Here is a 7,218-nt window from a genome sequence, read left to right as displayed (position 1 = left end):
TTTTATGATTTTTCCTTTATCCAAGCCACATCCACTCCATAATTGAAAGAATATAATGAATAAATACCTTCTATTTAAGGCATCAACAGCCTTTTTAGTCCTCTTATTGTTACTTTTCTATCATTTTCCTTTGATTATAATTGAATTTGATGGGATAATGTTTTTGAAAAATTCTATCAAATCAACATCAATCAAGGGAGTTTGTTTATAGCTACAGCTCAATTCGTTTTATGAAAAGGAACAGGTGAATCAAATGAATGCTGCTCTCTATCAAGAAATTCAAAAGTATATGCAAATGAAAACTTGGAATAAAACAGAACTTTCCAAGGAATCCGGTATTCATATAAGCGAGATCAGCCGCCTTTTTAATCACAGGCAGCCTCTTTCTTTGCAAAATCTGGATGCGATAACAGATGCAATCGGGCTATCTGAAGGTACTCTCTATCAGTACTATGTAGAGGAATGCTTCAATAAAGGAAAACATGCAGACAAACGAAGAAGTATACAGTTCTTGTATAAGTGTGCAGCGGAAGGGTATGTCAATCTTTACAGTGACGTAATAAATTTAATGCTGGAGGAACAGTCAAAAACGATTAGAAAGAAAAATCTATTATATATCTATACTGTTGCCGAAGAACTTTTTCAAGGAGGTTTAGGTGAACAGGCACTCCCGCTCTATGAGGTGATTATTGAGAGTGAGTCGGATCGCTTTTCAGAAAAAGTCGCGGTAAGTTATTTCAGGAGATTTTATATTGTTAGGGGGACAGAAAAAGGACAGCATGCCCTGTCTTTTGTATTGGATCAATTAGCATACATGCCTAATGAGATAATGTTGGAAGCTTACATGTGGATCATGGCAGATTACTACCGGCGCGAGGAATGGTGGCAGGTCCTGAATTATGCAGAAAAATTAAAGAAATTGGCTCCCGAAGGCGATTATTATGGACGGGCCCTAATGTATAAGGGACTTGCCCTTTCAAGAGTAGGGGACTCCCTTGAAGAAGTATTGACTATAATAGATAAATATTCAAAAATAAATGAATATTATGAGGGAATTGCTGCAGGCAATCGCTATGCTGCCCTGTTGGATTTTGGGAAGCTTGAATATGTAGATGAGTATCTCTCCTGGCTGGAAAAAAGGGAAGATATATATGTGGGACTGCCCAGGATATTTGAGACATTTGTTCGATTAGATCGTTTAAATGATGCCAATACACTCATAGAAAGGTTCCCTCATGTAATCGACGATATGGCCGAAAGCAAGGAACCCTGGCTGAAAGAAAAAATGAATTTAGACTTTCGTTATGCTCACGCCTTGTTTTTATGTAAAAGCAGTCAATTTGAAAAAGGTTTGGATGAACTCGTGGAAGTCGCGGATTTATCAAATAGGATAGGAAATTTAGAAAGGTTCAAAAAATGTTTGTTATCTTTTTGGAATTACAGGATTTATGCGACATCCCAACATGATAAAAAATATTCTAATCTGTTACAAACGGGAAAAGTGGAATAATTACTAGGAGGAAAAGAGCTGCAAAAATGCTCTTTTTCTTTTTTAATTTTATTTTCCGAAAATGATATCCACTCAAATCTAAATATAATCGAACTGAGGTTTAGTAAATGCTGTTTATAACAAGAGAAATGGGGAACCAGTGACCACTATGCAGATATTAACTTCGACCGTACATGAATGCTGCAGACATTGGATATGTTCAGAAGAATTACCTCTTGGAAAATCAATCAGTAGAAAATGCTCCGATGGCAAAAAAGGACTACATAGGAAAATCATTGGAAAGGATCTTGGAGGAGCTTGGAATCCAATAAGTTCACAAATAGGAAGTAAATCACGTGAATCCGTTAGAGTGTTTAGGTCAATTCCTTAAACACTCTTTTTTAATAATGTTCCTTTTTGAAACGGTCAACTAAGTAACAAAGATTCTCTTTCTTAGCACTGTCGCAACTAGAATCACTAACTTGTTTCAGGCTGAAAACGTTCCACGTATTTTTCGCAGGATGAGCCATGTAATTACGCTAATTACAATCAGAACACTTTCAAGCGTTAAGATGTACCAGGGATATGGCCCCAATAAATCAAATAGACTTGGGCTTTTGGGTTTATGTCTTAAAAACCAGTAATTTCCTTCCGACAGCATATTTACTAACAAGATGATCGGCATTAGGAGGTTAATAAAGACAATAAGTTTTGTAAACGACCGGAATGTTGGATGATACCCATTTGCCAGCGTAAAATACAATGTAACCCATACGGCAATCAAATGCGAATAGAAAAAGTGAAGAAATCGAAAGTGAGGGAAATCATATGTCAATGCGGGAGTGATAATTGCTTGTGTAGCACCTAAAACGGCAATGAAAAATAATAATTCAAAGAATATTCTTTTTCTGGTCAAGAGTAAACAGATACATAAAATGACTGCGATATTACATAACTCCAAAGGCATGGAACGACCGAATTTCCATACATCATGTACATACATCCACACATGATTCATCATCTCCATTAAAATCAAGGAATAAGCTGTTCCTTTTTCAATTCTTCTCCTTTTACTATTACTCACATTTTTTCGATATAGAAAAATGATGACTGCAACAAAAATAAAAATGGCTAACGTAACAACGTGACTTACAGAAAACAAGCTAAAATGGAAAGATTGATGACTGTGGCCGAACCAATCCATGATTTCCCACCCCTGGTTTAAATATAGAGCAAACATATGGTGTGTTTTATGGGAGGCTTTTATACATTAAGTTAAACTTTTGCCATGAAGGAAAAAGTAGAAGTTGAAAATAAGTAAAAAAACTAAACACGAATATTTCGAAGGGTTACGACCCTAGTCACTGACACTATATAGATGTAAAGAGGATAGCAAAGGACAATGTCGACTCCCTCGTTTCTTTCTCCTGTTCCTTTTTTCTACGATATAAATCCAGCATTTTCTATTATTCAGACAAGGTTTCCATCACCGGAGGGTTTTTTTTCGCTCTGTAACTTGTTATTCCATATTATAATTCCACCTTTTCCTCAACGGTTCGAAGGATTTCCCCAATGATCTTTTTGTCTTTTCATACTTTTGTCACTGTCAACAGGTGAAATACAAACATTTAATGAAGCATTCAAGGATAAAATTCCTATTGTTTATTAAACTTACTCTTATTTTCCCCCAATAGGAAAATGTCGATTTCAGTAGAACATGTATAAGAGGTGCTGCTCACTATTTCTAGAGTGATAGAAAAGGAGGGGAAGTTTGACACAAAGGTATAAGCGGCATGTATTATGAAGATTTCAAATCACGAAGCATGCATCTGTTACCTATGTCTTCTACTGATAGTTGGCGAATCCGTCGTTTCAAACAGCAATATTATGTGATTGCTATGGACTATGTTCTACTAGCATTATCCTAATCTACTTCTGTGTTTCTTCATCATGTGTAATAAGAATTTAATTTATACAAAAGGGTGAGAAGATGAAGGGTACCTTGAAAAGAAGACTATCGATTGTATTAATGTTCGTTTTATTTTTAAGCAGCTTTGTAACACCAGTAGGTGCGGAATTCCATTTTTTAAAAGACGGACAATCAGCAGTTCCTAACAAACAAAAAGCTGAACTGCCTATGGCGGATTCAGCTGAAGATAGTGGAAACCATCCATTATACGGACAGGAAGGGACTTCAGTTGATCCAAATGGAAAAGTTCGTTTAATCGTCGAAGTCGATGTAAATGAAAAAGCAAAATCCATGCCTGAAAATCAGGTAGAACAAGTGAAAAATACGTTTATGAAAAAAAGAGATAGCTCCTCTAGAGTCATACATACGTATTCAACAGGTTTTTATGGATTCAGTATGGAAACGACGATGAAAGAAGCACATAAAATCAAAGACGCAGACGGAGTAAAGGATATCCGTATCGCGAAAACGTATAAACACATGGATGTAAAGAGCAATGAGCTTGTGGAAGCGATGAATGTATGGTCAAAATACAATTACAGCGGTGACGGAATGGTCGTTGCGATTGTAGACTCAGGAATCGATTATGAGCATGAGGCTCTGAAACTTTCCGAAAAAGGGAAGAAGAACGCAAAGTATAATGAAGAGAATATTCAAGCGAAACTGAATGAAACAGAAGTAAATGATATTTGGTATACGGAAAAGGTACCGACAGGTTATGACTGGGCAGATAAAGATACCAACGTTATACCGGCTAGTAGTTCACACGGTACACACGTTGCTGGAATTGTCGGGGCTTATGAAGAATCCCAGAAAAAGGCGATCGGAGTCGCTCCTGATGTTCAGCTTTTAGCTGAGAAGGTGTTCTCGGATAATAATGGCGGTGCGTATGATGATGATATTGTCGCAGGTATTTATCATGCGGTAGAGTTCGGAGCGGATGTCATCAATTTAAGCTTGGGATCTGATGCAGGGGTGGTGGATCCGAATGACCCTGTCCAACGAGCGATCCAATATGCTACTGAACAAGGAGTACTAGTCGTAGCTGCTGCAGGAAATGCTTCATATAGCACGAAGCAGAACATACTTGAACGTTCTCAATTACCATTAGCGAAAAATCCTGATATCGGACTTGTAGGTGATCCAGGGATTACACCATCTGCACTACAGGTTGCTTCATCAGAGAATGATCAGATGAAAGTCGATACTCTTAGTCTAAGTGATGGAAGCTTGTTAGGATATCAAATACAACCACGTGCAAAAAAATTGATTGGTACGTTAGAAGCCGACAAGGAGTATGAGCTCATTTTCGCTGGTGAAGGATTTGGGAAACATCTGGAAGGTTTGGACTTGGAAGGGAAAATTGTTATTGCCAAACCAGCAAGATATTCCACCTATTCCACCCTTCAACATGATTTAAAGAAAAAGGGTGCTGCAGCTCTGATTGTTATACCTCCAAGTGACTTTACACCGTATTCTACATTGATATTTTCTGCTAACTCCATTCCGGCCGTGACAACTGACCAAGATACTTCTATACAATTGGTGGAAAGGTTAAAAAGTGGAGAGAAGGTGACCGCTCAATTGTCAGATGAAGGGCTTTGGGTGCAAAATCCTGAAACGGAACCAATGTCGTACTTTTCTTCATATGGTTCACCAACTGATTTAAGTTTTAAGCCGGAAATTACAGCTCCTGGCGGGAAAATAAGTTCTACTGTCCTTAACAACCAGATTGAAACAATGAGTGGAACATCAATGGCTGCTCCACACGTTGCAGCCGGTGGTGCATTACTTCTTCAAAAGTACTATGAAGAGCTGCAATTACCTAAAAATAAAGATACTGTTTTAAAGGCCAAGAATGCTCTGATGAATACATCAAAAATTTTAACAAACCCGGATCATGATAATACACCTTACTCGCCTAGACGCCAAGGCTCAGGGTTGATGAAAATTGAACAAGCGGTCAAGACACCTTACCTACTGCAACATTCAGGTGCTCCTTTAGAGAAGTCCTCATCTGTTGCATTAAAAGAAGTAGATCGCACGTTTGATTTCACATTAGATGTGGAGCCAATAGCTAAAAATCTAGAAAAAGCGAATCATCAATATGAAATTGTAGTAGATGTGTTAATGGATGAAACAGAAGAGAGAACATATGGCGGAGTAGATAGAGAATATCTGACATTGAACTCTGTTCCTATAAAAGATGCCGTTGTGAAAATCAACGGAAAACAAGTAACGGATAAAAGCAAATTCCAATATAAGCCACGCCGGGATGATGAAGTGAATATCTCTGTGACACTACCAGAAGAGTTAAGTGATGGGCGATTTGTGGAAGGATTCGTTCGCTTCGTACCTAAAGGCAGCTCTGTTAAAGATTTAACGACTTTAACGATGCCTTTCATGGGTTTCTATGGTGATTGGGATTCACTCAACAACATCGACGAGAGTCCAGTGAATGGAGATGCTTATTTACCGTATACAGTTTTATGGAATGACATGTTTGAACTACCATTGGGTTATGATCAACAGACAGGTAAATTTGATCAAAACGCGGTTGGTTATTCGTTCAGATCAATTGCTTCGGGGATACATCCTTCATTCACTGCATTTCGTAATTTGAAAGAAATGTCCCTGAGTGTCCAAGATGAAGAGGGAAATACAGTTTCGAACATAACTGATTTTAGTGAGTATACGGAAGATGGAAGTCCTTATACTTTTAGAAAAAATATCATGAGCAACCGGGATTACTATTACAAGTTTGATGGAATCGTATGGAGCGGTAAAGATGATGAAGGAAATCTTCTCCCTGATGGAAACTATTATTATGTGTATGAGAGCACGTTGAATTATAAGGGAGCGGAGCCTCAGCAAACGAAAATACCTTTTAATCTGGATTCTGTCTCACCTAGTGTCGAAAATATAAAAATAACCGATCAACCGGATGGAAAGTATAAAATTACATGGGAGGTCATAGAAGAAGGAAGCGGTTATATCGGAAGCTTTATTTGGGTAAACGGTAAACGAAAGAATGTGGCAGAAGGGTCCAAAGAGTATATTTCGGAGGAAAAACCTGAAATTGTGATGGTGTCAGCTATGGATAATTTCCGTAATGCAGGCGTTGGATATACCGGTAATGAAGACCTGCTGCATGCGGATCCATTTATCAATTACTTCAATGTATCTGGAACTAACATCAACGAAGACAAGCCTGCATCCATACTGGTCTTCGGTTACAAACGATTGGATTGGCATTTTGAAATCGCGGATGCAAAAGGCAATGTAATAGAGTATGCAGATATAGAAAACGAACATTCAATCTATGGATTGAAATGGTACCCTGGTTCTGAATACCCGGACGGGGACTACTTTGTGACCGTGACGGGTACAGATGAAACAGGATTATCGTTAACTTCCGAGCAGAAGAAAATAACGGTTAAACATTAATTTAGAAGCCAAGAACAGCCTTCAATTAAGGTTGTTCTTGGCTTTTGTTCATTAAAGTAATAGACTATATCGTTTATTCAAGATCCATCTATTAAGCACTTACACAAAAAACGTACCCACGAACCTTAGTTCACGGGTACGGCTTTCTTACATTAGTTTGTAATCCCTAATTCCTTTTTCGCTTTCTCCAATGTCATACCTTGGTGACTCTCAACAGCATCCTTTAATTCATCCAATGTATGGTTTCTCGTCAGATAATTCGTTTCTACATAACTCCAATCCTTCTGATCGACAATGCCATCTAAATTGATGT

General features: G+C 37.9%; 3 protein-coding genes. 2 read left to right on the top strand and 1 reads right to left on the bottom strand.

What is annotated here, in order from left to right:
* Window positions 1–253 precede the first annotated feature (253 nt).
* Window positions 254–1,510 (top strand): helix-turn-helix domain-containing protein, encoded by a 1,257-nt coding sequence (locus HP456_RS17305; protein WP_172253414.1) that lies wholly within the window; start codon window positions 254–256, stop codon window positions 1,508–1,510.
* Between the two features lie 466 nt (window positions 1,511–1,976).
* On the opposite strand, the gene HP456_RS17300 is transcribed toward HP456_RS17305, so the two are convergent.
* Window positions 1,977–2,693, bottom strand: coding sequence for a YwaF family protein (locus HP456_RS17300; protein ID WP_172253413.1), 717 nt, complete (start codon window positions 2,691–2,693; stop codon window positions 1,977–1,979).
* Between the two features lie 786 nt (window positions 2,694–3,479).
* On the opposite strand from HP456_RS17300, the gene HP456_RS17295 reads away from it, so the two are divergent.
* Window positions 3,480–6,905, top strand: coding sequence for a S8 family serine peptidase (locus tag HP456_RS17295; RefSeq protein ID WP_216663328.1), 3,426 nt, complete (start codon window positions 3,480–3,482; stop codon window positions 6,903–6,905).
* Window positions 6,906–7,218 lie beyond the last annotated feature (313 nt).

It is taken from the genome of Bacillus haikouensis (assembly GCF_013179555.1).
In the GTDB taxonomy this organism is placed as follows: Bacteria; Bacillota; Bacilli; order Bacillales; family Bacillaceae_B; genus Rossellomorea; species Rossellomorea haikouensis_A.
The sequence above is the reverse complement of the archived record's forward strand: the minus strand, read 5'-3'. Positions and strand labels throughout refer to the sequence as shown.